Raw genomic sequence first — 25,564 nt, 5'->3', positions numbered from 1 at the left:
GCGTCCGTCAGCCCGGCCGCGACACGGTGATCTGGGTGACGTCGCAATTGCCGCTGTCGAAGGTCGCGGCGCAGGAGGTCAGGTAGAAGTTCCACATCCGGCGGAACCTTTCGTCGAAACCATGGGCGGCCACGGCCTCCCAGCGGTCGTTGAAGGTCTCGTGCCAGCGGCGCAGCGTGATGTCGTAGCTCGGTCCGAACTCGACCGACCGGACAAAGGCCAGCCCGGCCGCGTCGATCTGCGCCCGCAGCGCAGAGGGCGAGGGCAGCATGCCGCCGGGGAAGATGTACTTCTGGATGAAGTCGACCCCGCGCTTGTAGACCTCCCACCGCCTGTCGGCGACGGTGATGATCTGCAGCGTGGCATTGGCGCCGGGCTTCAGCCGCTCGCGCACGGTCTCGAAATAGACCGGCCAGTATTTCTCGCCCACCGCCTCGAACATCTCGATCGAGGCGATGCCGTCGTAATTCCCGCGTTCGTCGCGGTAATCCTGCAGCTTGAACTCCACCAGGTCGTTCAGCCCGGCCTTCTGGATCCGCTGCTGGGCATAGGTCAGCTGTTCCTTCGAGATGGTCAGCCCGGTGACCTTCAGCCCCCGTTCCCTTGCGGCATATTCCGCGAAGCCACCCCAGCCGCAGCCGATCTCCAGCACATGATCGCCTGGCTGCGCGCCCATCTGGTCGACGAGGCTCTTGTACTTGGCGGTCTGGGCGCTTTCGGTGCTTTCCTGGCCCGTGGCGAACAGCGCCGAGGAATAGGTCATCGTGTCGTCGAGCCAGAGCTTGTAGAAATCGTTGCCCAGGTCGTAATGGTACGAGATGTTCTTGCGCGCCTGCGCCTTGTGGTTGCGCTGCAGCCAGAAGCGGAGCTTTTCATAGGCGCGCACCAGCCCCATGCCAGGGAAGCCGTCGTAGATCTCGTCGTTCTCGGCATGAACGAAATCCATGAAGGCCTGCAGGTCCGGAGTCGACCACCAGCCGTCGAGATAGGCATCGCAGAAGCCAAGATCGCCCTCTCGGATCAGGCGGGCGAAGCAATCGGGATTGTGGATATGAACCTCGGCGACATGGCCGGGATTGCGCCCCTCGGCACGGAAGACGCGCCCGTCGGACAGGACCATGTCCAGCCGACCGTAATTCGTCTGCTGAAGCTGCTGGAAGACCTGCGGAAAGTACCGGGGCAGGTCCGTCTGGTCATCGGTACTTGTCAGGATCATGGGCTCCCCCGGCTTGTAACTTGTGACAAGGCTAGGCCGCGCCACCCGAAGCGGCAAGATGTCAGCGGCCGAAGGCACCTGCATTCGCGCCCCTGCGCGGCCCGACAGCCACATCCCGCGCCACCCGCTCCGCCGCAGGGCCCAGAAAATTCGACGAATTTTCTCGGCCAGCCGCCAGCGGCACGCTCAGAAGGACCGCCCCTCATAGGCCTCCAGCGCCGCCTTGCGCCCCTCGTCGGCGGTGACGACCGGATCGGGATAGGGACCGTCGGGCGACATCCGCCAGTGCTCCGGCACCGCCTCGAAATAGCTCAGCGCCGTGTCGGAGGGGTGTTTGCGCCCCTCGGCGATCCAGGCATCGAGATAGGCGCGGTTCGGGTCGAACTTCTCGCGCTGGGTGACCGGGTTGAACACCCTGAAATAGGGCGCGGCATCCGGCCCGCAGCCCGCCGTCCATTGCCAGCCCATCGCGTTCGAGGCCGGGTCCCAGTCGATCAGGCAATCGGCGAACCAGTCCATGCCCACCTTCCAGTGCACCATGAGGTGCTTGGTCAGGTAGCTCGCCACGATCATCCGCGCGCGGTTGTGCATGTGGCCGGTCACGTACATCTCGCGCATGGCCGCATCGACAAAGGGGATCCCGGTGCGCCCCTTCTTCCACGCCAAGACCTCGCTCAGCCGCTCGTCGGTCTTCCACGGAAAGGCGTCCCATTCCTCGCGCCAGTTGCCGGAGGTGATCCGCGGCGTGTGGTAGACGAGGTGATAGGCGAAGTCGCGCCAGACGACCTCCTTGACGAATTTCTCGGCCGCACTCTCGCCCTCCTGCCGCGCGCGCATGCCGGCATGCCACAACCGCGCCGGGCTGATCTCGCCCCAGGTCAGGTTCTCGGACAGGTGCGAACAGCGGTCGGACGAGGGGATATCGCGGCATTTCGCGTAATCCGGCAGCTTCTCCTCGATGAATTCGTCCAGCCGGTTCTGCGCGGCATGTTCCCCGGCGGTCACATGGGGCGCCACGACGGCCGCCCCACGCCGCATCGCCGCCCCCAGCGCCCAGTCCTCCAGATCGTCGCTTGCCGGCCAGTCCTCCGGCGCGCCCGGCGTCGGCGGCGCCAGAAGTTCGGCCACATCCCGGGATTTCACGTTTTTCCAGAAGGGTGAATAGACCTTGTAGAACCCGCCCTGCCCCGTCTCGACCGTCCAGGGCTCGAACAGGACATGGCCCGGGAAGGACTGCGCCTCGATACCGTCCTCCTTCAGCCCCGCCTTGACGGACTTGTCCCTTGCGATGGCCTCCGGATCGTAGAGCCGGGTCCAGCAAACGGCCTTTGCGCCGGTTTCCTTCACGAGGTCTCGCAGCACCTCCAGCGCCTTGCCGCGCCGCAGGATCAGACGGCTGCCCTTGGCCTCCAGGTCCTTCGCCAGAGCCTCGATCGCGTAGCCCAGTCGGAACTTCGGCGCGGCGCCCATATTGCCTATGGTTTCGTCATGGATGAACACCGGGATCACCGGCCCGCCGCCCTTGCAGGCGTCGGTCAGCGCGGCGTGGTCGCTCAGACGCAGATCGCGGCGGAACCAGACGAGTGTGGCGGCCATGGGTGCCTCCGGTGCAGTGAAACGTCGGCCTGAGTTAGGCCGATCCCTGCCGCCGGCAAGCGCGAGCCGCCCTTGCGCACAGCCCCCTGCGGACCACCTGCCCCGCCTGGGGTCAGAGCACCTTGTCCAGCGCCCCGATCAGGCGGTCGATCTCGTCCGGGTGGCTGTAATGCACGAAGCTCAGCCGCAGCACGCCCTGGTCCGGGTCGATGCCCAGCGCGCGCAGCGGGCGCACCGCGTAGAAATCGCCGCCGCCGCAGTTGATGCCAAGTTCGGCAAGCTCGGCCGCCACCGGCGCGGCAGGACGGCCAAGGTCCAGCGCCACGGTCGGCGCGCGGTCTTCCGCCCGGGTCGGTCCCAGCAGCCGCACATCGTTGCGCTCTGCCAGCGCGTCCAGCAGCGGCTGCAGCAGCTTCACCTCGTGGTCGCGCATCAGGTCGTGGACGAACTGCCCCGCATCGGCCGGCCGGCCATCCGGCCCGCCGTGATGGGCGCGCAGGGTCTCGACGTAATCGGCCATGCCGGCACAGGCGGCGACCTGCGCGTGGTCCGGCCCCGCCGGGACGAACCTCTTTTCCAGCCATCCGCCGTTGAACTCGTGCGCCTGGTTCGGCAGCAGCCCGGTCAGAGCCTTGCGGATCACCATCAGCCCCTGGTGGGGGCCATAGGTCTTGTAGGCCGAGAACAGGTAGATATCGGGTCCCATCTGGCCCACGTTGGGGATCCCGTGCGGTGCATAGGACACGCCGTCGACACAGACGAAGGCCCCGGCCGCATGGGCCATGGCGGTGATCTCGATCACCGGGTTGATCTCTCCGACCACGTTGGAGCAATGCGGGAAGCAGACCAGCCGCACGTTCTCGTCCAGCAGCTCATCCAGATCCAGCGGATCCAGCCGGCCGCTGCGCGGATCGATCTTCCACTCGCGGACCTCGATCCCCGCCTCGGCCAGGCGGCGCCAGGGGCCGGAGTTCGCCTCGTGGTCCTGGTTGGTGACGATGATCGCCTCGCCCGGCTTCATCCACTGGCGGAAGGCCTGGGCCAGCACATAGGTGTTCTGCGTGGTCGAGGGGCCGAAGGACAGCTCCTGCGTCTCCACCCCCATCAGCGCCGCCAGGCGGCGGCGCGCCTCGTCCATCTCCTCGCCGCCCAGGCGGCTGGCGGCGTAGGGACCGTAGGGCTGGACCTTGCGTTCCAGGTAGAAGCGGTGCAGCCGCTCGACCACCTGGCGGCAGGGATAGGAGCCGCCGGCATTCTCGAAAAACGCCTGCCCCGCCAGCGCGGGCTGCTCGAACGCCGGGAATTGCGCGCGCACGAAATCGATGTCCAGCGACATGGTCTGGTCTCCCCTCAAAAGTAGACGGCCCCGGCGCGACGCACGCACCGGGGCCGGTCGGCCACGCATACCGCGCGGCCTTCTCTCTCGCAATCCTGTCAGCGGCGTTCCGACAGCAGGCCCTTGAAGATCGCCCAGCACATGATCAGCAGCACGATGGTGAAGGGAAGCCCGGTGGAGATCACCATGGACTGCAGCGAGGCAAGCCCGCCGACCGAGAGCAGCAGCACGATGGCCACGGCGCCCTCGAAGATGCACCAGAAGACCCGCTGCGGCACCGGCGCGTCGACCTTGCCGCCTGCCGTGATCGTGTCGATCACCAGCGAGCCGGAGTCCGACGAGGTCACGAAGAAGACGATGACCAGGACGATGCCGATCAGGCTGGTGATGCCCGTCAGCGGCAGCTGGTCCAGCATCTTGAACAGCTTCAGCGGCAGGTCGGCCTCCTGGGCGGCGGTATAGCCGTCCTGGATCACCTGCTGCACGGCCACGCCGCCAAAGACCGACATCCACAGCACGCAGACCAGCGAGGGGATCAGCAGAACGCAGATCACGAATTCACGCACCGTGCGGCCCCGGCTGACGCGGGCGATGAACATGCCCACGAAGGGCGACCAGGAGATCCACCACGCCCAGTAGAACGAGGTCCAGCCCTGCATGAAGTTCACGTCTTCACGTCCCACGGGGTTCGACAGCGCCGGCAGATACTCGATATAGGCCACCAGGTAGTCGAGGAAGCCGCTGAGCACCGCGACGGTCGAGCCCGCGAGCAGCACGAAGACCAGCAGCAGCAGCGCCAGCCCCATGTTGATCTCGGACAGGATCTTCACGCCGCCGTCGAGACCGCGCAGGACCGACACCAGCGCCACGGCGGTGATGGCCGAAATCAGGATGACCTCGGTCGCGGATCCGATCGGGATGCCGAAAAGCTCGTTGAGGCCGGCATTGGCCTGGGTCGCGCCGAAGCCAAGCGACGTCGCCAGGCCGAAGAGCGTGGCAAAGACCGCCAGCGTGTCGATCACGTGGCCCCACCAGCCCCAGACGCGTTCACCCAGGATCGGGTAGAAGGCCGAGCGGATCGTCAGCGGCAGACCCTTGTTGTAGGAAAACAGCGCCAGCGCCAGTGCCACCACCGCGTAGATCGCCCAGGGGTGCAGACCCCAGTGGAAGATCGTCGCGGCAAAGGCGAGCCGCACGGCCTCCTGTTCGTTGCCCCCCGCAGCGCCCAGCGGCGCCCAGTCGGTGCGGATCCCGTCCTCGCCCACGGCCGTCCCGCCGATGGACGACGCGAAATGGCTCATCGGCTCGGACACGCCGTAGAACATAAGGCCGATGCCCATGCCCGCCGCGAAGAGCATCGCGAACCAGCCGACATAGGAATAATCCGGCGTCGCATCCGTGCCGCCCAGCCGGACGGAGCCCACCGGCAGGACGACCAGCAGCAGGCAGAAGATGACGAAGAAGTTGGCCGCCGACAGGAAGAACCAGTCGAAGCTTTTGGTCACCGTGCTGAAAAGCCAGCTGAAGACGTTGCCGGCCTGTTCCGGCAGGGCCAGCGCGTAGAACACGAAGATGACGATGGAGAGCCCCGAAATCAGGAAGACGGGGTTATGGATATCAAGCCCGAAGGGCCCGATCTGCGTTTCGATATTGTCCTGACCGATCTCGTACTCGGTATCAATGAGGTCCGAATGCCCCTCGGGTTCCGGTATCCCCTGGCTTGTTTCGTCGACCATATATGGTCTCCCTGTTCTGAAATGTCGGGTTGGGCGATGCCCTCGGCCTCAGCCGCGCACCACCAGGATCGAGCATTTGACATGCTCGGCCAGCTTGCCGCCATTCGACGGCCAGATGTGGTCGAGCACGTTGGGCACATGGCTGGCCATCACCACAAGATCGGCCCCGGTCTCGCTCACGGCCTCGAAAAGCTTGTGCTCGAGGTCGATCGCGGGGTCATGGCTGATCACCGTGTGGGCGCTGGTCGTGACACCATGCGCTTCGGCCTGCTTGGCCGCGAAGGCAGACAGCTTCTCGGCGTATTCCTCGGGATTGTGCGCCACCGAGCTCGGGCTCGGGGTCGTGGCGCCGACATAGACGATCTCGGCCTTGTAGAGCCGCGCCTGATCGGCAGCACACTGCAGCGCTTTCTGCAGCTTGTCCGCATGCGCGAGGTCCACCGGACACATGATTTTGCTGAACACGGGCACTCCTTCCTGTCACGACGGTCCGGCAGGGCCGGCCGCGCTCGATTTTGGCCCTGTTGCCTCCGGGACAGCAGGGCCGGATTAACCAAGCGTAACGCAAGCCGGCCCAAGAACCCACCCGGGCGAGGCAGTTTTTGAGCCGAAACCGACATTCGGGGGCCGAACACAAAGCGCAAACCCCGCGCAAGTTGCCCCTGGTTCAAGGGCGCCTTGATCGCAGCGGGGTTACCCAACGCGGGACAATTTTACTAATGAACACCCGGCGCACAGGGCGGGTCCTGCACGCTGACCGGGCCCGGATCTGCGGCTGTCAGGCCGAAAGATCCACCACCACACGACCCTGCACCTGCCCCTTGAGGATGTCGGCCCCAAGCGCCGACAGGTCTTCAAGCGTGGCAGGCCGGATCATCGCCTCGAGCTTGTCCATCGGCAGGTCGCGGGCGATGCGCTGCCAGGCGCGCAGGCGGTTGTCGAAGGGTTGCATGACGCTGTCGATGCCCAGCAGGTTCACCCCGCGCAGCAGGAAGGGGATCACCGTCGCCGGCAGCTGCGGTCCGCCTGCCAGGCCCACGGCGGCAACCGAGGCGCCGTATTTCATCTGCCCCAGCACCCGGGCCAGCATCGGCCCGCCCACCGCGTCGACGCAGCCGGCCCAGGTCTCGCTTTCCAGCGGGCGCTTGACCAACTCGTTGATCTCCTCGCGCGGGACGATCTGCGTGGCGCCGAGCCCCTTGAGATATTCTGCCGTCTCGGGCCGTCCCGTGACCCCGGCCACCTCGTAGCCGAGGCTGGCCAGGATCGCCGTCGCCACCGATCCCACGCCGCCGGCCGCACCGGTCACCAGCACCGGGCCGTGCCCCGGCTCCATCCCGTGATCTTCCAGAGCCATCACCGCCAGCATCGCGGTGAACCCGGCGGTGCCCACCGCCATCGCCTGCCGCGTATCCAGCCCGCGCGGCAGCGGCACCAGCCAGTCGGCCTTGACCCGCGCCTTCTGGGAATAGCCGCCCCAATGCGCCTCGCCCACGCGCCAACCGGTCAGCACGACCTTGTCGCCGGGGCTGTAGCGCTCGTCGTCCGAGGCCTCCACCGTGCCGGCAAAGTCGATACCCGGCACGTGGGGATAGCTGCGCACCAGCCCGCCGCCGGGCCCGATGCAAAGCCCGTCCTTGTAGTTAACCGTGGAATACTCCACCGCCACCGTGACATCTCCGTCCGGCAGATCCGCCAGATCCAGCTGTTTCACGCCGGCCGAGGTCTTGCCGCTGTCCTCGTCCTTTTCGACGACCAGTGCCTTGAACATATGTGCGCTCCCTTCCCCTTGGCCGCGCGCGCCCGTGACGAGGCGGCGGCGTTTGTCGATCCTGTCGACCCTGACCAAGGGGTAACGGCCCGCCATGCGTCGCACAAGCCGGGGCGCCGGATCGGCCCTGTAACGGGGCGTTACGGGTCCTCCGGCACCGGGCGCCCCTGCCGCCTCAGGCGTCGTCGGGCATGAAGGCCAGGTCGCTGACCGGCGCTTGTGCGCCCGCGGCGGTGATCATGGCGTGGATCTGGCCGCGATGATGGGTCTGGTGATTGAACATGTGGATCACGCATTGCGCCATGGGCTTTGTCACCTCGCGCCCGGTCGCGCCCGACAACCACGTCAGGTTGCCCGCAAGCTGCACGGCCTTCACCCCCTCGGCCCAGAGCGTGATGTGCCCGTCGGCCCGGAAACGCTCGGCGCTCCAGGCGGCCAGCGTGGGGCAAAGCGCGGTGCTCCCGGTGATGCCGCTTTCGGGCCGGGCCCAACCGTCGAAGCGCGACATCCACATGCGGTCGCCCCAGAGCAGATGGTTCAGCGTGCCCAGGATCGAGCCGAAGAAGGCGCCCCTGTCGCGGGTCAGCTCGGCCGCGGGCATCGGCTGAAGACACTCCATCATCTGCCTGTTCTGCCACGCGTTGTAGCGGGCCATGAGGCGACAATAGCCGGGGTCGATCATCGCTCGGTCCTTTCGCTGATCCGGTCGGGGCCGGCACGGACGGCGCGGCCCTGCGGGGAGGGATGACAGAGAAATGTCAGATTGCGAGGCGCCGGACAATCGCCTCGGCGCCCCGACAGCCCACAAGGGCGCACAGCGCCCGCGCTTTGGGCCGGGATCAGCGCAGATGAGCAGGCCGCCAGCGGCCCCGTGGGCACGGGTCACGCCGGACAAGGGCGCCCCGCCCGTCGCACGCAGCCCCCCGTCCATCGGCGGGACCAGCGGACAGGGTCAGCCCAGGCCGGCCGCGAGCAACCGGCCCTCGTGCCGGCGCAGGTTCGGGCGCGCGGCATCGAAGGCATGCGCCCGGGTTTCGGCCCCGTCGAGTTCGGGGAACAGCGCCAGGAGCTCGGCCCGCTGCACCGGGTTCAGTCCGCGCACGGTGCGGTCGGAGGGATGGAAGCTTTCGGCTTCCAGCCCGTCGGCATAGACCACCTCGTGGCTGTCGAAGACCATATGGATGTAGGTCACCGCCTCTGTCGGATGGTCCTCGAGGATGGTGCTGTCGTTCAGCAGTGCCACCGCCGGCACCAGAACCCCGTCGGGTTCGCCGAACAGAAGCTCGGCCCGCCAGTCGCGCACCAGGATCCGGTGCTGCCGCGACACCCGCATGTCGCGCGCCGGCTGATCGGGGCCCAGCGCATCCTTGCGGATCAGGATCGGCCGCATCGACGAGGTCCGGTTCACGTAATCCGCCGGCAGCGTCGTCGCACCGATCCAGCGGACCTCCTGCACGCCGTGATCGCGGGTGATCACCTGGTCTCCGGCGCGAAGCGCTTCGATCGCCACCTCGCCACGGGGGGTCCGGATCATGACGCCCGGGGTAAAGCAGATCACCAGCGGCACGTTGTGCATCGTGGTCACGTATTGCTCACCGCTGCCGGGGTTGCCCGGATCCTCGGCGAAGACGCCGTTGACCGTCATGGTCAGATCCTGCGGCGCCGGGAAATCCGGATCGATCTCGTACTGGTTCACCGACCATCCGGCGGGCGTCTGCACCACGGCGGGGTCGCCTTCTTCCAGGATGATCTTCTGGGTCATCGGGTCGCCATTGGCGTCCACTCCCTCGATATCCACCTCGAAGCGCAGGAAATCAGCCTCGGTCAGGGGCTGGACCACGATGTCGACCAGTTCCTCGCCGTCGTCCACCTGCACCGCGCCGCCGGGCGTGTTGTCGAGCAGGTTGAGCTTGTCGAGATCGGAATTCTCGCCGATGCCGATGCCGCGGATCACCGCGTTATAGGCATCGCCCAGGTCGCCGGCCGCCTTGATGATATCGGAATCCGAGCTTCGGGTCGGGTACCCGTCGGACATGAAGAGCACCAGATTGGTGCCGTCGGGATTGGCGCCCGCGGCATCAAAGGCGTCGATGGTGGAGTCAAGCGCCTCGTCATAGTCGGTCTGGCCATCCGGCCCCTCGTGCCGGATCTTGGCCAGTTGCGCGACCAGCTCGTCGCGCTGGTCGAGCGTATAGAAGCCCCGGTCATCCGCGTCGCCCGAGAAGGTCACCAGCGACACCACGACCTCGTCGCCCTCGTAGCCGGCCGCGGAATAGGCGTCGAAGACGTTCAGCGCGGCGATCAGCTGCGCCTCAAGCACCGTCTCGTCGGTGCCGTCGCCGTTGAAGTCGCTGCCCGAGGAATCGCCGGTCGAGCCCGAGGTATCGATGACCAGCGCGACGTCCATCCGGTCCTCGTGCGTCTCCGACCCCTGCAGGTTGACCGAGAACCGGAAGCCCTCGTCATCCGCGCCGCCGTCGTCCAACAAGAACAGGGTCGAGGTCTGGTCGAAGTCATAGGGATTGTTCGAGTCCGGATCGACCGGCACGTTGGTTACGGTCTGAACGTCTTCTGCCATCTGGCTTCCCCCTGGTTACGGTCACACGCATTTCCGGTCCGGCAGGCCCGTGGCGACACTTTGACGTCACGCGGCGGCATTCGGTCGGATTTCCCAGCAATCCGTACCAGAGCGGTCCGATCAAGTCGCAGTTTTTGCCGCCCCGGATCGCCCGCGTGACACGCCCGGGCGCCAATGCACCGGAATAACGAAGAATTGTACTGTCCTGCTCGACAATTGCGGCCAAAAAATGACCTTTTCCTTAAGCACGCATCTCAACGCCGCGCCAGGTCGCGCACAGTCTTCCGCATTGCAGCAGAATCATGTCACTCCGATGCCCTTCCCCCGTGCGTTGCCAGGATCGTCTGACCGGCCAGCGGCCGGCCCGCCACGTCCGCCCCGCTTGCCTGCCTGACGCCCGGCGCTATGTCCGGGACGGTGAACAAGGAGAGAACGGGATGATCCAGATCCTGAACATCGTGGCGGGCGTTCTGACCATCGGCATGGGGCTGATCGCGTTTCTGTCGCCCACCTGGGCGGCCGGAGCGCTGGACCTGAAGACCGACGGCTCCACCATGGGCCTGTCCGAGCTGCGCGCCTCTGCCGGCGGACTCTTCGTGGTGACGGCCGCGGCGGCGATCTGGCTGAACCAGCCGCTGAGCTGGGCGATGCTGGGGTTCATCTATGCCGGGGCTGCGGCGGGCCGGGCCGTGTCGATCCTGGTGGATCACCCGCCCCTGGGCAAGGCGCTGGCCTTCGGCGGGATCGAGGTGGCCCTGGCGGCCTGGCTCATCGTCGCGAACCTGAACCTTGTGAAAGGTTAGGCCGCGCGGCATCGCCCCGGGCGACATGCGCTTGGGGCTGCCCGATCAGGGCCTGCACCTTCGCCAGAAGCTGCGTCATGTGAAAAGGTTTCTGCAGGGTGTCCGTCGCACCGAACTTGGTGGCCATGGTCAAAAGGCGCGATTGCCCGGGCCCCCGCACGGCCCCGGATATGACGATTATCGGCATACTCGACAGCGGCAGCCCAAGTCCCCGCGCGCGTTCCACCTGCAGGAGCCCTAGCAGATGCGCTCCGTCGTCGGGATCGACGCTACCGTCCCTGTAGACATATATGTCCGTGATCAACAGATCGAACGGCGGATCCGCCACATCCAGCAGGGAATAGGCCCGGCTGCCGGTGTCGCAGGTCACCACCGCGTGGCCGCTGTCCTCACGCGCGAAGCGGAGCTCTGTCGCAAACGCGATATCGTCTTCCATTACGAGGATGTTCGCCATGAACCCCGCCTCGTTGCCGTCACCTTCCAAAAGTACCCTGTCGGGGACAGGATGCAAGTCTTGGACCTTGAACTCACTGCCGGGCCCAACTACCTTAGGGTTGCTCTTCGGAGCTATGGACATAAACGCGCTCGTAATAAGCGGATCGGACCCGGGGGCGGTACCCGGCGGCTCCACCAAACATCCCGCGTTGGGGGATCATGGGGCCGAAACAGGATCGACGAACGTCTAAAGGGGTTAGCTTTGTCCCGGCTGTCTGCCACCGTTACCGGCGAACATAGTACAATTGCCAACGACAATCGTGCTCCGGTTGCAGTTGCTGCGTAAGCAGTAACAAGACCGAAATCTAAGCCCTTGCACCTAGCAGTGTAAGGCGGGGTTCGCAGGCACCTGGCAACAGAAGCCTGCATTCTATTTTCCGAGATGTAAGTGCCTGTAGTTCTGTCATTTCTGCTTTCCATTTTTCCAATGTTTTACAGTCGTGTCGTCGGTTCGTTCTCGTAACTCCTTCAGAACAGCTTGGCCGCTCGCCTTCCGGTCCGCGTGTCGGCAATAGTGCTCGACCATCTCGACGGACATCCCGACCATGTCGGAGATTTGCAGCGCGGTGTAACCTCCGCCACGGAGCCGGATCACCGCGTTGGCCCGCAATCCGTGCGGAACCGCGCCGGCAAGAATCGGATGCTTCGCGCGCTCGCGGTCGAAGGCCTTCCACATCTGATTCGTACTGAACGCCTGTCCCTTGCTCTTGCCGTCCTCCTGCAGGAGATACGGGCCCGGCCGCCGCTCCCAGGTCGACATCTCGGCCTCGAGCTCCGGGAAGATCGGACACCAGGGCGTGACGCCTGTCTTCTTCTGCGGCAGGGAAAATCCGCCCTCGTCGATATCGTTTGGGTTGAGCCTCACCACGTCGCTGATGCGCTGGCCGGTGTAGCGGCTCAGAAAGTAGAAGCGGCGCACCATGCCGGTGAAGTGCTCTTCCGCGAGGGCGAGCTGTTCGGGCGTCCACGGGCGGTGCCCCTCGCCCTTCGCGAAGTGCTCGACGCCTTGCGTCGGATCGTGGGCCAGCAGCTCGACCGGGCCATTCGCCCAGGCGACCATCGCCTTGAGCGCGGCCAGGACATTGTTTGCCGTTCCGGGCTTGGTCGCGCCGATCTTGCGAATGAGCGCGTCGACGTGGCGGGGTCGAAGCTCCCGGGCGGGCAGATCGCCCCACGCCTTTCGGGCAGGCTTCAGATTGCGCCGGTATTGGTCCTGAGTGCCGGTGCTGATCTTGCGCTGCCGGGTCTTCCAGGAGACCTCGAAGGCGTCGATCAGCGCGCCGATCGTGTCGGTCGGCGTCGGCCCGGAGATGCCTTGCGCTTGGCGCACGGCGTTCCAGAATTCCGGGGTCTGGGGATCGTCAGGAAGACGGACGCGTTCGCCCGCGTGAGCGGTGCCCCTGCCCTCCTGATAGTAGTAGTACTCTCGGCCGCGCGATATCACGCGATGGACGTGGCGCGGCAGCGACACCTTAGACATTGTCCACTCCGTTCATGAAGGGATCGTCTCCGCCCGCGACCTGGGCATCGAGACAGGCTTGCACGTCAGCCCATGACCAGCGCACCGAGCCACCCCATTTGAACGGCTTCGGCAGAAGCCCACGCTGCACGTAGGCATCGACCGTCGACTCGCTCATGTCGAGCTCGGCCGCCAATGTCGCTCGACTGACATAGGACGGTGGGCGATCGCCAAGGATAACGCGACTGCGGGCCATCGTGATCAGCCCAGCCGCACTGCCACTGTGGCGGCCGTGGCGCCGGCGGCGGCGACCGCGACACCGATCTGCACGCCTTCATCGAGAGCCGTGACGCGGTCGTTAGCTGCGTCCCACTCGACCGGCGCGCCCACCGCGAAGGTGTCGGTCGTGGGTTCCTTCGGCAGGTCGAAGACGCCAACCGTCGAGATCGCCACGTCGGCCCCGGTCTCCGCGTCGGTCGCCGCGACACCGAACAGCGATCCGATCAGGACGCCGGCCCCCGAGGTGACAGCAGCAGGCGCCGCCACGGTGATCGAGTCGCCACGCTGGATGTAGTTTTTCATGGTCACAGTCCTTTCGAGGTCTGAGGGTAGAAGGTCCGGCGGCGCGGTCTTGCGCCACCGCATGCTGCGTCGGCTGCGGCGATCTCTCGATCGAGACCGGCGAGGTCGGCCGTGCTGTATCGCACCCGGCGCTTCAGACCGTTGCCGCTCTCGGATTCGATCTCGACCACCCCGCCGCCGGTGATGACCTCGTCCCGCAGCGCGCGCAGGGCAGCAGCGCGGCCGCAGGGGTCAGCCATGGTTGGGATGGTCGCCATCAGGACGCGTCTTCCTCGATCCGGTGCGCACCGCGCCAGTCCAGCCACCCGGCTCCGAAGTCTAGGTATGCCCGAAACTTCATGCCCAAGGTGTCCCAGGTCTCTGTTCGCTGGATCTGCACCCCCTGCGCTCCAGCAAGGTAGGCGTAGCGCATGGTCGGAAGACGGGCCGGGTCGGCGAAGACAAACCAGGTGTCATCCTCGATGCGGGGCTCCACCAGGAGCGACAGCCTGCTGAACGGGTTCACATCGTCGGTAGTCGTCGGCTGGATCTCCGCCAGCACCTGCTCGGCCACGGTTTCCAGTTCGGGCCCGACCACGACATAACGGGGGGTCACCGAGATCAGGGTTTTGCCGTCCAGGCCCGTCCGGCCCCGCATAGCCCTGCGGGCTCCCGAGAGGCTCACGGTGCTGGGGTAGTGGTCTGGGCTTGCAGTGGAATAGATGTTGCCCCGGCTGTCGTCGAAGACCGGCGTGCCGTCCGACATGTTCGGGTTGTCCAGCAGCAGACTGACCAGCAGGTCGGCTTCGGTCTGCGCCGCAGCCTCGCCCAGGGCCGCCGTCATATCGCCGAGAAGGTTCAGATCATCGTCGATCAGAAGTTGCCGGGATACCGTCAGCCCTCGGGCGTAGGTGGCGAGCTGCATCTCCTCGCCGGCTTCCGCGCGACTGGTGTGCTTGATTTCGCCGTCCTCGGCGATCTGTTCCAGCCGGCCCATCTCGCCCAGGCGGATGCTCGTCGACTTCTTGAAGTTGGCCAGCGTGGTCTGCCGGCAGAGTGTCTTCAGCGGGCTTTCCGCCGCTTTGTAGGTGTCCAGCGCGACCTTGTTCGCCGCGTTCGAGACCACCAGGGGGAAGTCCGAGGTCGTCTGCGCCGCGCGCTGAAAGATCTCGTCTGCGCTCATGCCCCGGGTCGAAACCCCGGCCCGCTGCAGGCTGTCCGCCGCGATGTCCCGCATGGACATGTTCACGAATGCCCGAGCATCGTCTTGCAGTTCGCCCCCCGCCATGCGGAAGGCCACGGCCTCCGTCTGACGCCGGGTGATGACGGCGGGGTCATCGTTCGCCGGGGTGTGGCTGCGGATGATCGGCGCCGCGCGGCGGTTCGCTTCGAGGTGGTCAAAGACCTCGGCCTTCGAGCGGGTCATGTCGGCCCCGGCGTCGATAAGGTCGTCGGCGATCTCCGGTCCCAGACCCGCAGCGCGGACCAGGCCGCGGATCTCCGATCGGCGGGTCTTCTCGGCGTCGTCTTCCGAGATGGTTTCGAGTTCTTCTTGCGGCATCGTTGGTGCTCCTTGCTCGTGCCTCAGGCGGGCGGAAGGATCCGCCGGGTTGCTGGTCATCGTGACCTCGGTCAGCGACCAGGCCGCCGGGGTGCGGGTTCGCCTCCCGCCGGCAGTGGTTTCGGTCCAGCGCGGCACCCGGTAGCCGATCGACACGCCGGCCAGCGTGCCGTCCTCGATCCTCTGCAGGACGGGCCGCACGTCGTCGGCGCTGCTGAACCGTAGCTTGGCGATCAGCTGGCCGTTCTCGACCCGGACGGATTCCACCCTGCCGATCGTGTCGCGGACGCTGGCGGTGCTGTGGCTGTCCAGGACGGGCAGGCCCGAGGTGCGGGCCATGTCCAGCGTGTCGAAGTTCAGGACCTCGGCGTAGGCGCCGCGCTCATCCCGCCGCATGACGGGCGAGCTGGTCGCAATCACCGCTTCGACGGTGCGCTCGGCCGGGTCGAAGGTGGCGGGCTGCATGGATACATCAAGCGGCATCCGGTTCCCCTCTGCTGGTGGTGAAGCTCAGGCCCAGCTCGGCCTCGCGCTCGCGATCGGCCAGGATCTCCTCGTCGAGATCATCGATCAGCCAGCCGGCCTCATTGACAGCTTGCCTCCGGCTGGTAAGGCCCAGGGCCAGCGCCTTTTCAGTGGCCTCCATGTCCTTCAGCGGATCGACCTGCTGCGGCCGAGGCATGATCCAGTCGGCCGGCGTGTCAGCCGGGATATCCAGCTCGCCCAGCAGCACCTCCCGCGTGAGCCACCGCTCCCAGACGGGGCGAAGGAACTGCGGCGCCAAGGTCGCATACTGAACCTGCTCCATCCGTGCCCGGAAGGGCATCAGGCCAGCTCGCAGGCTGCTGTAGTTGGCGTTGCTGAGATCCCCTGAAACAAGGTGCTCGGGTAGTCCCAGAGCGGCAGCCAGTGCTTGCAGGTTCATTCGCACAAGCGCGGGCGCTTCCTTGACCTGATCCGGGCTGGAAAACTTCACGTCAGTCCCGAATGGCAGCCGGGTGATCGCGCCAGGTTCCCAAACCGGGTCTTCCAGCGGGTGTTCGTCGGTTGCGGTGTCGTTCACGTCGGTGACGAAGGCCGCGTGCATCGCCGCCAGTTTCGCCGCGACCAGCAGCGCGTCGGTCAGCTGATCCAGTTCATTGGCCGGGAGGATCGCCGGGGCGAACCAGCTGAGGCCGCGAACCTGCCCCGATCCGATCGGGTGGAAGATGTGGCACACGTCGCGGGCATCCACGCGGACGGCCGGGGCGAACTCCGCGAAGGTCGAATGCGGCCTATCCGGCAGGACCCAGTATCCCAAGCGCCGCCCCCGTGCGTCGAATTCCACGCCGTTGACGATCATCCGCCCGTCGCCCAGCTGCGCCGTCTTGGACGCGTCCAGGTGATCCGGCGCGATGACCTGCAGCTGCAGCCCCTCGGGCTCATCGTGCATCAGCACCAGGCTTTCGCCATAGACCACCAGGTCATTTGCCACCTGCTGTTGCAGGCCGAAGAAATCCGTGCGCCCGAGGAAGTCAGCCCGCGCGGCCCAGGTCTCGAATCTGCGCTGCACCTGCCGGCGCTCCTGGCGGGACACGTTGCGGGCCGTGGGCCGCGCTCCGGTGCCGACCAGGTAAGCCACGAGGTTGCCTCGCGCGTTGCTCATCCAGGCGTTGTTCGCTGCTAGGTACGCCGCTCGGGACCCGACCATGTGCTGCCCGGCGGCGATCTCCGAATTGAGTTGTCCAAATGTGCCGAGACCGGCTCCCCGGCGCCCGCCACCAGCGGCGTCCAGAGACCGTGTATGTGCGCCGCCCGTGACCTTCCCACCTGCCGACCAGGGCGGGGGAGTTAAAAGGTCACGGACGACGCGACCGATGGTGCCGAAGGCCGCCGCCACCATCAGTCATCTCGCGGAGTGTGAGCGAGCATCACGAGAAAGCCGTCACGAAGACGGCTGATCCGCGTGAGGTCGCGGCCGACACGCGATGCATTGCAGCCAAAAATCACGTGATTCTTGCTGGCATCGCTCCCATCGATGTGCGCTTCTTCTTTCGTCAAATTCAGCTCCAACACGAAGTGAGATCCCACTGCCTGAAGGCAATCATCGTCGCGTTGACGAAGGCGAGTGCAGAACTCTTCGAGCGCTTCGATGAAGGTGGCGGATTTGAGGCTATTGAAGAAATCCCCGCTCATCTGCATCACCGGCAGCGTAGCAAATTTCTCCGCATCCTCGATCGCGGCTTGGATCCCACTTCCCGAACCTCGGGCCTTGCGAACCATCACGGTGAGCATGAGCATGAGGTCTTCGCGCAGTGTCGGGGCGGGAATGACCCGCCCCTGCCCTTTGCGGCGATGTCCACGCTCGGCCAGAGCTCGATCGATCACGACCATTGTTTTGGGCTCTTCATCCAAGCGCGAAGCGAAATTTTCCAGGTAACCGACTGGGCGCATTTTCATATCCTTGAGCAGGGCAGTTTTCGGCATTTCTTTGCACAATGCACAGACAAACCGCAGCTGTCAAGTTGTTCGCGCAACGCACGGGCAAAGTATCCTCCCTACTCCCAGTGCGCCCGCCGGAACCTCACGCCGGCTGATGGTCGGGCCCATCCATGCCGACCAGATCCCGAGCTTCGCGCCAGATCTCGCCATCCTTCCAATCGGAGAACACCCCCCCTTGGCAGGTTCCCACGATCATCTTGGCGGCGAAGTCTGCGGCGCAGGTGCATGGCAGTGCCATCATCTGGGCTTCCAGTTCATCGGACCGGCGGTAGAACAGGCTATCGAACTCATCGTCTTCGTCCCTACCGGTTCGGGCGCAAATGTGCTCCCCGGCGGCATCGATGAGTGCTTGGCGCTCGTGGAAAAGCCGCAGGATCGCGGTATCAGGCCGGTTCATGACGACACCCGATCAAGGTTGTCCGCCAGTTCTTGCGCATGCTGCCTGGCCATATGAACCACCGACAGGGCTGGGTTGCTCCACTGGCTGTGTCCGGCTCCTTCCTCCATAAGCATCAGTTCGATTGCGTCGAGCGTCCCTGCCAGAGTCACGGCGGCGTGCTGACAGTCCTTGATCGAAGGCAAAGCGGGGCTGTTCCCGCAGGCGGGGTCTTTGGTCATTGTAAGGGTCTCCTGGTGTGGTATGGTGACAAATGCACCATAAACAGAAAGGCGCCATGGTGACAAGTGCACAAATCAGAGCCGCCCGGGGCCTGCTAAACTGGACAGTTCGAGATCTCGCCGAAAAGGCTGGGGTTCATCGAAACACCGTGACGCGCGCAGAAACTGACGCAAACGGCCCTGGTACTGCGCAGGCCGCGATCCGCGCCGCCCTCGAGGCCGCCGGGGTCGAGTTCATCCCGGAGAACGGCGGCGGCGCCGGGGTGAGGTTGAAAAAATAGCCCGTACTTGGGCCCGCTACGCAACGCCTTGGCGTCGCGAGCTTGAAGCGGTCAATCCCCCAAGAGGGGGATTGACCTGTCAGGAGTTACTCAGAGGCCAGTTTGAGCGCCGAGATATGAATCTCCGCGGTTTTCAATTCCGCACCGTCAAACCAATAGCATGTGCGATGCTGCCCCTTATTGAATGGAGTGTCTCCCAAGGTCATCAACTTTCCGCCGGATTTCAGCACCACCACATCGCCCTCTTTAATTTCGCTCATACTTCGTTTCCCACTAGCAAATTCATATCGTCAGTATGCCGACGATAACGATGATTTCGCGCGCCCGTCTACCAGCATCGTCAATTGAAACGCATACTGGTGACCCAAGCCTATTCGAGCCCGAAATTGACCAGGGGCGAGAAGTCCGGTTCGTCCCGTCCGCGCGTCAGCACAGTGTCGATGAAAGGCCCGTGGGTCCCGGGGATACAGGGGGCCATGCGCTGGCCATCCGGCGACGGCATCTCCCCGTCTTGCTCGTTGAACTCAATCAGCAACAAGCCGAGGTCGTGGAGCCACGAAACCGCGCTGAAGAACATCAGCCCCTCTTCCTCGGTCAGATTCTTGACCTCATCGAGGGGAAGAATTTCCTTCATTTTGGCGACGAAGTCTTCCGGCGAAACGTCGTCTTTTGCCGTCTTGGCGAATTCGATCAGATTCATGGTCGTTCCTCTTTCCTGACTTGGTGAGCGTCGGAGTTCATCTGGCCATCCAAGCTGACCGGATGACGTTCTTCGCCTTTGGCCGGTCAGCCGCCCCGCTGCGGAGCTGCCCGGCGCGCTCGTCCCAGTTCACGTGCACCACCTGGCGCGCGGCCCAAGCATAGACGGTGCAATCCAGCGTTTCGGCCCGGCGCCCCGGGATGCGCTCGAAGCGCCGCACCGGCTGGCCACGGACGTAGCGCACGACGAGGCGCTCCGAGGCAAGCTGTTCATACCAGGACGGCGGCAGGCTTTCGGAGAAGCGCACGGAACCGACGCGGGCGATCCGGTTGAACAGCGTCGTCTTGATCCCATCCACGCCGACCAGCCATAGCCGCGCATGGCCCTTTCTCTTGCTCTTCGACGGTTCGATCATCGGTCGCGTCCCAGCCACCCCTTTCCCAGCGAGCACCTTTCGCCGCCCCCGTGGTCCGCAGAAGTCCATGACGGCACCCATGGTGCTGCCGTCACCGGCGTCGATCACCGTGGCGTCGATCCCAAGCGTGCCGCCCAGGGGATGCTTCCAGCGCATCCGCAGCACCTCGTCGAGCTCCTGCCAGGTCTCCGCGTCGTCCCATTGCCCCCAGACCACGACATGCCCCAGCACGAACGCCACGTCCTCGCGTGACCAGCCAACCAAGGTGACTTCGATCCGGTCGTGCTGAACGTCTGCGCCGGCGGAGATGGCCAGCACCTCCTCGGGCAGGTTGTCGAGCGCGAAGGGTTCGGCTCGGCTCGCGAGCTCGGAATCGTCCAGCTCGTCGCCCTCCCCGCGCCAACCTTGCCCCAGGATCGTGTTCACGAAGGTCTGCAGCGTGGTCGGATCATCCTTGGATTCGATGAACTCGGCCGCCAGCTTGCCCCAGGCCGCGTTGGCGTGAAGGCTGACCAGGGCATTCAGCCGGAAGCCGGCGTGCCCTTCCACCTCCGGCCGGGTTGCGCGCCATGCGCCTTGCGCCACCATCGCCGCTTTGTGCCGCTCCTCGATCTCGTCTTCGCAGTGCGGGCACCGGAAGCGGGCGGTGCCGGGCTGGCCCTCGTCCCAGACGATGTGGCCCCACTCGATTTCGGTAAAGGCCCCGCAGCTCGGGCACGGCACCTCGAAAACCCGCGCGTCAGACTTGGCGTAGGCCCGCAGGACGTGGCTCGTCTCTTCGAAGACTGGCGTGCTTCCCATGACGATCTTGCGATCTGGAAACGAAAATGTGCGGCGCTCGGCCAGGACGATCGGCGAACCTTCCGCCGTGGTCTCCATGCCGTCGGCCTCGTCGATGAACAGGACCCGGACATTGTGGCGGCGCAGGTTGCGCGGCGCCTTTGCCGCGACCACCTTCAGCGAGCCACCAGGGAAGCGCCGGGACAGCAACGTGTTGCGGCCGGCGTCCTCTCCATCCTCGGACATGGCGGCCGAGACAGCGTCGGACGCTGCGAAGATGGGCTCGACATCGGACACCACGTAATCCCGCGCGTCAGCCTCGGTCGGCAACAGGCAGAGAATTTGGGACGGGTCGTTGGCCACGAAGCTCGCCACAGCCGAGGTCAGCATGGTCGTGAAGCCCACGCGCACCGGCTTGATAAGGGTCACACGCTCGATCAGCGGATCGCCAATCGCGTCGGCAATTTCTCGTTGGAAGGGCCACAGGCGCACCGGTCCAGGCTGGGCGCTCACCCCGTCCGGCAGGCTGATCTCAGCTTCGATCCAGTCGGACAGCTGAAGCCGCGGCGGCGGCACCAGGGCTCGCAGGGCGGCGCGGCGAATCTCCTCAATCTCCATGCTCGCCCCCCAGCTCGGCCAGCGTGTCGCGCAGCTCGCGATCGATGGCGGCGATATCCTCGGCCGGCAGGTGCCCGAGCTTTTCCCGGATGCGCGATGGCACTGCCAAGATCCGGGACCGGACATGGCGCAAGGTGTCCGCCCACGCCCGCTCGACCTCGGCCGCCTCGACCAGCTCGCCGCGCGCCTTGGCGTTCTTCAGCGCCACGCCGTCCGCCTGTTCACGGGCCAGCCGTGCCCGCTCCTCGGTCAGGTTCAGGGTCGCTTCCTCGCCTCCCCGGCCGCTCGCCACGCCGCGCAGGTGCTGGACGTAATTCCGCGTGGACTGAACCAGATCGTAGCTATCGCGGGCGTGCCGGATCGCGATATCGCGCTGCACCAGGTCGGTCAGCTTGCCCGACGAGATGTCCAGGAGCTCGCGCAGGTCGGCGCTGCCGATCATGTGGACCGGGGTGCCGTCCTCGTCGTCCGGCATTCGCTGCAAAATCCTCATGCTGCCTCATCCCCTTGCAAAATTTGAAAGCGAGCGAAATATCGGGGGCTTCCGTCCCCGCAATGGGCAGGGGCTGGGAAGGACCCATGCTTCAGCGCAGGTCACGGGCGGCAGGCACGCAGTCTGTCCGCCCTCCCGCTGTGGGATGGCTCCCGGTCGGCCAGACTGCTCAGCACTCAGCAGGGCACGGGTGTATCTCTGACCAAGTGCCGCCGCGTCCCCGACCACCACCCCATGGCTTACTAGGATGTTCCCTTTCGCGGAACAGGGTGAGGGGCAAAACCGGCCATTTCGTTCCTTCTCGGGGAACAGGGCGTTCCCTTTAACGGAACAGGCCATCATCGGTTCGTTCCCTTAAATGGAACAACAGTGTTCCCTTTCGCGGAACAGGGTTTTGTTTTTGGACGGGCGCGCGTCGGCGTCATCTTGACCGGAAAGTCATGTCCCTCGGACCAATTCAAGAACAACTGCTTGCCAGGGCCTCGGCCACCGGCAGACACAATCTCTGTCAGCTCGTACGCAGGGGCTTTGCCCATGCCTTCCATGCCTAGGCTGGCCCCTTCGGTCTGGATGATGAAGCCCTTGGCCTGCAGGTCTTGGAAAGCCCGCATGGCGGTCTTGATGTTGCAGCCCATACAGTCCGCAGCTTGACGGACGGACAGGCGCAGTTTGCCGTTGTTGTTGAACTTGGCCCCGCGCCATTCCAGCTTGATCCACGGGTAGAGGGCTTGTGCCGGTAGTGACAGAGCCCGCCATGCCGGGGTGCGCATCACGTCCAGCCGCAGGACGGTGACGGCCTCCTTGCGCTGTTCGTTCTTCTTGTCGCGTCCCATCAGGCGCCCCCGCCCTTGCTGTCTCGCTCGTCGCGGACGTAGAGGAGCTTCGAGTGCCAGTCCCTCGCAATGACAGGCTCGCGCCCGATTTGCCCCGGATGGGCGTAGATGTCGCGAAGGATCGAAGCGATCACCGGCATGGACATTCGGATGTCCTCGATCTCGATGTGCCAATCGCCGATCGGTAAGAAGCCGTGCGCCTCCAACCATGTAAGCACGGCATCAACCGGTTGATGGCCCTCGATATCGACCCCCGGAGGCATCGGCCGCTGGGTCACCAAGGCATCGTTGCCAATGACAGCCGCGATCGACACGAGATCGGGCAGGTGAACATCCCGCCAGACGAACGCGAAGTTCACCGTAGCACAGTCCACCGGCCGCTTGTCGCCGATACTGATGTAGAGCGCTTCCTCTAGACCCGGCATCCGCCATTTGGCGAGGAAGGACAGGGCAGCCCGTATCCCTCCCAAATCCGCCACCAGTGGCGCATTTAGTCCCGACCTCCACAGACGCATGTAGTTCTGCGCGGTCCGATCAGGGATCCCCGCTTCGGCGAGGAACGGCAGCCAAGTGCCATGACCCGCAAGCGCCTTGGCCTCGGTCAGCAACCTGCCGGCCGCAATGGCTTTCTCGGCAGCTGCCACGTTGTGGGTCTGGATCTCGCTGTGCAGGTCAGCCAGATCGGCCGCGATGGCGGGCAGACGGTTGCTCATGCCGAGATCCCCCAATGCCTGGTCAAAATGGGGTGACGCGCCACCTCGGATCCGGTATTCTTGGTGTACAGATGTACCTCATCTACTACCTCGATGGCCCCGGTCGCGTTCCCCAGCGCGCCGGGGCTTCCTTTTTGCCTCCTCTCCCCACAACGCGCTTTACAAGGTGCTGGTTTGTTTCCGACCTGTTCGCGAATGTTCTCGCTCACACTGGAAACTCTATCGCTCTGATATTGCGGAACATCTGGTGGATCACGCAGAAGCCTGCATTTCCTCCTTCCCATGATTTAAGCGCCATCGGCCACGTGGTTCGCGCTGGCTGCACAATGTGCGCAGCGGTCGGCAGGCCCGTGCAGGGGCCGATGCATCGATCGCGCGGGAACGGCCTCTGCGAGGGCCATGTGCCCCTCACGCTGCTTCACCCCTCTCCCACGGCGCGCCTGCTGCGACACGGCAACCGCACCCGGCCGGGCAAGCCTTGACAGGCGCTCCGCCGCCGGGCTCATCTCCGCCCGACTGCCCCAGCCATCCCCTTTCTCCACCAGCCCGGGGCCTCGAGCGGAGACATCATGCCCGAGACCACCCCGTCCTCTCCCGCGGCCCACCGCGCGCCGCCCTCCCATGCCGAGCTGTTCCGCGTCTTCGGGCGCATCGGGATCCTGTCCTTCGGCGGGCCCGCGGCGCAGATCGCGCTGATGCACAAGGAGCTGGTCGAGGACCGGCCCTGGCTCGACGAGGACAGCTACCTGCGCGCCCTGTCGCTGTGCATGCTGCTGCCGGGGCCAGAGGCGATGCAGCTGGCGACCTATGCGGGCTGGCGATTGCGGGGCGTGCCGGGCGGGCTGATCGCGGGCGGGCTTTTCGTGATCCCCGGGGCGATCGTGATCGGCGTTCTGGTGGCGCTTTATGCCGCCTACGGGCAGCTGGGGCCGGTGCAGGCGGCCTTTACCGGGGTGAAGGCGGCGGTGATCGTCATCGTGCTGCAGGCGCTGCGGGGCGTGGCGATGCGCGCGCTGAAATCGCGAGGAGCCTGGGTGGTGGCCGGGCTGGCCTTCCTGGCGATCTTCGCGCTGAAACTGCCCTATCCGGTCATCATCGCCGCCGCCGGGCTCTGGGGCTACCTGAAGGCGCGCGATGCCGCCCCCGGGCCCGCCCCCGCCACGCCGGCGCCCCTGGCCCGCCCGGTCCGCACCGCGGCGCTCTGGGGCACGCTCTGGCTGGCGCCGCTGGCGGCGCTGAGCCTCTTCGGCCCGCCGCTGCTGGCCGAGGTCAGCTGGTTCTTCGCCTGGCTTGCCGTGGTCACCTTTGGCGGGGCTTACGCCGTGCTGGCCTACATGACCCAGACGGTGGTGGAGCAATACGGCTGGATCACCACGACCCAGATGATCGACGCCCTCGGCCTGGCCGAGACGACACCCGGGCCGCTGATCCTGGTGACCGAGTTCGTGGCGATGCTGGCGGGCTATCTGTCGGGCGGCGCCGGGCTGGCGATTGCCGCCGGGATCGTGTCGCTCTGGGCAACCTTCGTGCCCTGTTTCCTCTGGATCTTCCTCGCCGGTCCCTTTCTGGACCGTCTCGGAACCCGGCCGCGACTGACCGGGGCGCTGTCGGGCGTGACCGCGGCCGTGGTGGGCGTGATCCTGAACCTGTCGATCTGGTTCGCCCTTCACGTGCTCTTTGCCCGCGTCGGCAGCATCCCGCTTGGCCCCGTGGACCTGCCCTGGCCCGACACAGGCAGCCTCGATCCCGTTGCCCTGGCGCTTACGGCCTGTGCCGCGGGGCTGATGTTCGGGCTGCGCTGGGGGATGGTGCAGACACTGGCGCTTTGCGCGGCGCTTGCGCTGACGTTGAATCTGGTGTGAACGATAAACGCACGGGGCGTCTTTCGTTTCCGTCCGAATCCCCTATTCTGTTGCCAAGGCCCCAAGGAATTGTGCCATGTCACGCAAGATCGACTACGGAAATCTGATGCATACGGCGATGCGCGGGCTGATCAAGGCCGTGCTGCTCGACGTGCAGGAAAACGGGCTTCCGGGCGCGCATCATTTCTTCATCACCTTCGACACGACCCACCCCGACGCCCTGCTGGCGGACTGGCTTTCGGATCGCTACCCGTCCGAAATGACGGTGGTGATGCAGCATTGGTTCGAGAATCTCGACGTGGCCGAGGACGGCTTTGCCGTGACGCTGAACTTCGGCGACCAGCCCGAGCCGCTGTACATTCCCTACGACGCGATTAAGACCTTCGTGGATCCGTCTGTCGAATTCGGCCTGCGCTTTGAATCCACCGAGGATGAAGAGACCGATCCGCCGCGACCCGCCGATCCCGACGACACGCCCGATCCCCAACCGACGCGCGGATCGGATGCCGAGGTCGTCTCGCTGGACAAGTTCCGCAAGTAACCTGCGGCTGGATCTGCGGGTCCGTCGCCGGGAATGTCGCGGAACGGCTTGCAACCCTAGCGTCAGCCGACACAGGGCCGGCCCGGCAGAACCCGCCGGCCGGGGCACCCACCGGAT

The 25,564-nt window shown here is 65.5% G+C and carries 28 protein-coding genes and 1 other RNA gene; 5 read left to right on the top strand and 24 right to left on the bottom strand.

Annotation, left to right across the window (positions count from 1 at the left end):
- Positions 1–7 precede the first annotated feature (7 nt).
- From ATO3_RS25750 to ATO3_RS25715, 8 genes are all read right to left on the bottom strand, one after another.
- Positions 8–1,216, bottom strand: coding sequence for an SAM-dependent methyltransferase (locus tag ATO3_RS25750; protein WP_088652745.1), 1,209 nt, complete (start codon positions 1,214–1,216; stop codon positions 8–10).
- A gap of 186 nt (positions 1,217–1,402) precedes the next feature.
- A complete protein-coding gene (locus ATO3_RS25745) occupies positions 1,403–2,812 on the bottom strand; it encodes a cryptochrome/photolyase family protein (RefSeq protein WP_088652744.1) in 1,410 nt (469 codons plus the stop codon).
- Positions 2,813–2,924: 112 nt separating this feature from the next.
- Complete coding sequence (locus ATO3_RS25740; RefSeq protein WP_088652743.1) at positions 2,925–4,148, bottom strand: aminotransferase class V-fold PLP-dependent enzyme; 1,224 nt, start codon at positions 4,146–4,148, stop codon at positions 2,925–2,927.
- Positions 4,149–4,246: 98 nt separating this feature from the next.
- Positions 4,247–5,884 (bottom strand): BCCT family transporter, encoded by a 1,638-nt coding sequence (locus ATO3_RS25735; RefSeq protein WP_088652742.1) that lies wholly within the window; start codon positions 5,882–5,884, stop codon positions 4,247–4,249.
- A 48-nt stretch (positions 5,885–5,932) separates the two neighbouring features.
- Positions 5,933–6,349, bottom strand: coding sequence for a universal stress protein (locus ATO3_RS25730; RefSeq protein ID WP_088652741.1), 417 nt, complete (start codon positions 6,347–6,349; stop codon positions 5,933–5,935).
- Positions 6,350–6,662: 313 nt separating this feature from the next.
- On the bottom strand, positions 6,663–7,655 hold the full coding sequence (gene acuI / locus ATO3_RS25725; protein WP_088652740.1) for an acryloyl-CoA reductase: 993 nt from the start codon (positions 7,653–7,655) through the stop codon (positions 6,663–6,665).
- Positions 7,656–7,830: 175 nt separating this feature from the next.
- Positions 7,831–8,337 carry a DinB family protein gene (locus tag ATO3_RS25720; RefSeq protein ID WP_088652739.1) on the bottom strand — a complete coding sequence of 169 codons (507 nt, stop codon included), beginning with the start codon at positions 8,335–8,337 and terminating at the stop codon, positions 7,831–7,833.
- A gap of 270 nt (positions 8,338–8,607) precedes the next feature.
- The gene (locus tag ATO3_RS25715) at positions 8,608–10,233 is read right to left on the bottom strand and encodes a Hint domain-containing protein (protein ID WP_088652738.1); all 1,626 of its coding nucleotides are present in this window, start codon (positions 10,231–10,233) and stop codon (positions 8,608–8,610) included.
- A 437-nt stretch (positions 10,234–10,670) separates the two neighbouring features.
- On the opposite strand from ATO3_RS25715, the gene ATO3_RS25710 reads away from it, so the two are divergent.
- Positions 10,671–11,036 (top strand): DUF4345 family protein, encoded by a 366-nt coding sequence (locus ATO3_RS25710; protein ID WP_088652737.1) that lies wholly within the window; start codon positions 10,671–10,673, stop codon positions 11,034–11,036.
- Here the strand turns inward: ATO3_RS25710 and ATO3_RS25705 are convergent.
- Positions 11,002–11,490, bottom strand: a complete 489-nt coding sequence (locus tag ATO3_RS25705; protein ID WP_143747390.1) for a response regulator transcription factor — start codon at positions 11,488–11,490, stop codon at positions 11,002–11,004. The two genes, ATO3_RS25710 and ATO3_RS25705, sit on opposite strands and share 35 nt — an antisense overlap.
- A 63-nt stretch (positions 11,491–11,553) precedes the next feature.
- On the opposite strand from ATO3_RS25705, the gene ssrA reads away from it, so the two are divergent.
- Positions 11,554–11,901, top strand: a transfer-messenger RNA (tmRNA) gene (gene ssrA, locus ATO3_RS25700).
- Between the two features lie 33 nt (positions 11,902–11,934).
- Here ssrA and ATO3_RS25695 read toward each other — a convergent pair.
- The 9 genes from ATO3_RS25695 to ATO3_RS25655 form a co-directional block, all read right to left on the bottom strand.
- Positions 11,935–13,011 carry a tyrosine-type recombinase/integrase gene (locus ATO3_RS25695; protein ID WP_233152320.1) on the bottom strand — a complete coding sequence of 359 codons (1,077 nt, stop codon included), beginning with the start codon at positions 13,009–13,011 and terminating at the stop codon, positions 11,935–11,937.
- Positions 13,004–13,168 (bottom strand): helix-turn-helix transcriptional regulator, encoded by a 165-nt coding sequence (locus ATO3_RS25690; protein WP_233152319.1) that lies wholly within the window; start codon positions 13,166–13,168, stop codon positions 13,004–13,006. The genes ATO3_RS25695 and ATO3_RS25690 overlap by 8 nt, the downstream gene beginning before the upstream one ends.
- Before the next feature lie 83 nt (positions 13,169–13,251).
- Positions 13,252–13,572, bottom strand: coding sequence for a DUF2190 family protein (locus tag ATO3_RS25685; protein ID WP_088652734.1), 321 nt, complete (start codon positions 13,570–13,572; stop codon positions 13,252–13,254).
- 2 nt (positions 13,573–13,574) lie between these two features.
- A complete protein-coding gene (locus ATO3_RS25680; protein ID WP_088652733.1) occupies positions 13,575–13,829 on the bottom strand; it encodes a hypothetical protein in 255 nt (84 codons plus the stop codon).
- On the bottom strand, positions 13,829–15,577 hold the full coding sequence (locus ATO3_RS25675; protein WP_158218077.1) for a prohead protease/major capsid protein fusion protein: 1,749 nt from the start codon (positions 15,575–15,577) through the stop codon (positions 13,829–13,831). Before ATO3_RS25675 ends, ATO3_RS25680 begins: the two co-directional genes overlap by 1 nt.
- 7 nt (positions 15,578–15,584) lie before the next feature.
- Positions 15,585–16,994 carry a phage portal protein gene (locus ATO3_RS25670; protein WP_088652731.1) on the bottom strand — a complete coding sequence of 470 codons (1,410 nt, stop codon included), beginning with the start codon at positions 16,992–16,994 and terminating at the stop codon, positions 15,585–15,587.
- Positions 16,994–17,545, bottom strand: a complete 552-nt coding sequence (locus ATO3_RS25665) for a hypothetical protein (protein ID WP_143747388.1) — start codon at positions 17,543–17,545, stop codon at positions 16,994–16,996. The genes ATO3_RS25670 and ATO3_RS25665 overlap by 1 nt, the downstream gene beginning before the upstream one ends.
- Positions 17,546–17,675: 130 nt before the next feature.
- Positions 17,676–17,990, bottom strand: coding sequence for a hypothetical protein (locus tag ATO3_RS25660; RefSeq protein ID WP_088652729.1), 315 nt, complete (start codon positions 17,988–17,990; stop codon positions 17,676–17,678).
- A complete protein-coding gene (locus ATO3_RS25655; RefSeq protein ID WP_088652728.1) occupies positions 17,987–18,211 on the bottom strand; it encodes a hypothetical protein in 225 nt (74 codons plus the stop codon). The genes ATO3_RS25660 and ATO3_RS25655 overlap by 4 nt, the downstream gene beginning before the upstream one ends.
- 32 nt (positions 18,212–18,243) lie before the next feature.
- Between ATO3_RS25655 and ATO3_RS25650 the strand changes: the two genes are divergently transcribed.
- On the top strand, positions 18,244–18,492 hold the full coding sequence (locus ATO3_RS25650; RefSeq protein ID WP_332888723.1) for a helix-turn-helix domain-containing protein: 249 nt from the start codon (positions 18,244–18,246) through the stop codon (positions 18,490–18,492).
- An 86-nt stretch (positions 18,493–18,578) separates the two neighbouring features.
- Here ATO3_RS25650 and ATO3_RS25645 read toward each other — a convergent pair whose 3' ends face one another.
- From ATO3_RS25645 to ATO3_RS25620, 6 genes are all read right to left on the bottom strand, one after another.
- Positions 18,579–18,752 (bottom strand): DUF2158 domain-containing protein, encoded by a 174-nt coding sequence (locus ATO3_RS25645; protein WP_088652726.1) that lies wholly within the window; start codon positions 18,750–18,752, stop codon positions 18,579–18,581.
- 110 nt (positions 18,753–18,862) lie between these two features.
- The gene (locus ATO3_RS25640) at positions 18,863–19,192 is read right to left on the bottom strand and encodes a hypothetical protein (RefSeq protein WP_088652725.1); all 330 of its coding nucleotides are present in this window, start codon (positions 19,190–19,192) and stop codon (positions 18,863–18,865) included.
- Between the two features lie 37 nt (positions 19,193–19,229).
- Positions 19,230–21,005, bottom strand: a complete 1,776-nt coding sequence (locus ATO3_RS25635) for a phage terminase large subunit family protein (RefSeq protein ID WP_088652724.1) — start codon at positions 21,003–21,005, stop codon at positions 19,230–19,232.
- Complete coding sequence (locus ATO3_RS25630) at positions 20,995–21,498, bottom strand: DNA packaging protein (protein WP_088652723.1); 504 nt, start codon at positions 21,496–21,498, stop codon at positions 20,995–20,997. Before ATO3_RS25630 ends, ATO3_RS25635 begins: the two co-directional genes overlap by 11 nt.
- Before the next feature lie 338 nt (positions 21,499–21,836).
- Positions 21,837–22,331 carry a GntR family transcriptional regulator gene (locus ATO3_RS25625; protein WP_088652722.1) on the bottom strand — a complete coding sequence of 165 codons (495 nt, stop codon included), beginning with the start codon at positions 22,329–22,331 and terminating at the stop codon, positions 21,837–21,839.
- Entirely contained in the window at positions 22,331–23,044 is a 714-nt protein-coding gene (locus tag ATO3_RS25620; protein WP_088652721.1) for a DUF3102 domain-containing protein, read from the bottom strand. Before ATO3_RS25620 ends, ATO3_RS25625 begins: the two co-directional genes overlap by 1 nt.
- Before the next feature lie 569 nt (positions 23,045–23,613).
- Between ATO3_RS25620 and chrA the strand changes: the two genes are divergently transcribed.
- Together chrA and ATO3_RS25610 are read left to right on the top strand one after the other, a co-directional pair.
- Entirely contained in the window at positions 23,614–24,906 is a 1,293-nt protein-coding gene (chrA, locus tag ATO3_RS25615) for a chromate efflux transporter (RefSeq protein WP_088652720.1), read from the top strand.
- Positions 24,907–24,982: 76 nt separating this feature from the next.
- The gene (locus tag ATO3_RS25610; protein ID WP_088652719.1) at positions 24,983–25,447 is read left to right on the top strand and encodes an SspB family protein; all 465 of its coding nucleotides are present in this window, start codon (positions 24,983–24,985) and stop codon (positions 25,445–25,447) included.
- Positions 25,448–25,564 lie beyond the last annotated feature (117 nt).

It is taken from the genome of Marinibacterium profundimaris, assembly GCF_002210095.1.
GTDB lineage: Bacteria > Pseudomonadota > Alphaproteobacteria > Rhodobacterales > Rhodobacteraceae > Marinibacterium > Marinibacterium profundimaris.
The sequence above is the reverse complement of the archived record's forward strand: the minus strand, read 5'-3'. Positions and strand labels throughout refer to the sequence as shown.